The organism is Duganella hordei (assembly GCF_040369125.1).
GTDB lineage: Bacteria > Pseudomonadota > Gammaproteobacteria > Burkholderiales > Burkholderiaceae_D > Rugamonas > Rugamonas hordei.
Genome location: NZ_BPWI01000046.1, coordinates 1 through 1,509, shown reverse-complemented (window position 1 = coordinate 1,509; position 1,509 = coordinate 1). Strand labels below are relative to the sequence as shown.

1 rRNA gene is annotated in these 1,509 nt (G+C 50.9%); it reads right to left on the bottom strand.

What is annotated here, in order from left to right:
* Positions 1–1,492 (bottom strand): 23S ribosomal RNA (locus ABWW33_RS32935); the annotation flags it as partial.
* Between the last annotated feature and the right edge of the window lie 17 nt (positions 1,493–1,509).

Sequence of the window (1,509 nt, the reverse complement as noted above, 5' to 3'; positions counted from 1 at the left end):
GCGCCCGGATTTGCCTAAGCGCCTTCTATGAACCAGAAACTGCCTATTCCAACAGGCAGACAACCTTCCGCGATCCGTCCCCCCATCGCATCATACGACGGTGCAGGAATATTAACCTGCTTCCCATCAGCTACGCATCTCTGCCTCGCCTTAGGGGCCGACTCACCCTGCTCCGATGAACGTTGAACAGGAAACCTTGGGCTTACGGCGTGGGGGCTTTTCACCCCCATTATCGCTACTCATGTCAGCATTCGCACTTCTGATACCTCCAGCATCCTTTACAAGACACCTTCGCAGGCTTACAGAACGCTCTCCTACCATATCCATTACTGGATATCCGCAGCTTCGGTGACTGGCTTAGCCCCGTTACATCTTCCGCGCAGGACGACTCGATCAGTGAGCTATTACGCTTTCTTTAAATGATGGCTGCTTCTAAGCCAACATCCTGACTGTTTTAGCCTTCCCACTTCGTTTTCCACTTAGCCAATCTTTGGGACCTTAGCTGGCGGTCTGGGTTGTTTCCCTCTTGACGCCGGACGTTAGCACCCGACGTCTGTCTCCCAAGCTCGCACTCATCGGTATTCGGAGTTTGCAATGGTTTGGTAAGTCGCGATGACCCCCTAGCCATAACAGTGCTCTACCCCCGATGGTGATACTTGAGGCACTACCTAAATAGTTTTCGGAGAGAACCAGCTATTTCCAAGTTTGTTTAGCCTTTCACCCCTACCCACAGCTCATCCCCTAATTTTTCAACATTAGTGGGTTCGGACCTCCAGTGCGTGTTACCGCACCTTCATCCTGGCCATGAGTAGATCACTTGGTTTCGGGTCTACACCCAGCGACTATCGCCCTGTTCGGACTCGATTTCTCTACGGCTTCCCTATATGGTTAACCTTGCCACTGAATGTAAGTCGCTGACCCATTATACAAAAGGTACGCAGTCACGGAACAAGTCCGCTCCTACTGTTTGTATGCACACGGTTTCAGGATCTATTTCACTCCCCTCCCGGGGTTCTTTTCGCCTTTCCCTCACGGTACTGGTTCACTATCGGTCGATTACGAGTATTTAGCCTTGGAGGATGGTCCCCCCATATTCAGACAGGATTTCTCGTGTCCCGCCCTACTTGTCGCACGCTTAGTTCCACACATCGCATTTCGAATACGGGGCTATCACCCGCTATGGCTCCTATTTCCAGAGGATTCTTCTATGCGTCATGCTAAAACGTGCAGGCTCTTCCCATTTCGCTCGCCACTACTTTGGGAATCTCGGTTGATTTATTTTCCTGCAGCTACTTAGATGTTTCAGTTCGCCGCGTTCGCCTTGCATACCTATGTATTCAGTATGCAATACCCATAAAGGGTGGGTTTCCCCATTCGGAAATCTGCGGATCAAAGCTTGTTTGCTAGCTCCCCGCAGCTTATCGCAAGCTACTACGTCCTTCATCGCCTGTAATCGCCAAGGCATCCACCATGTGCACTTATTCACTTGTCCCTATAACGTTAGCCCCT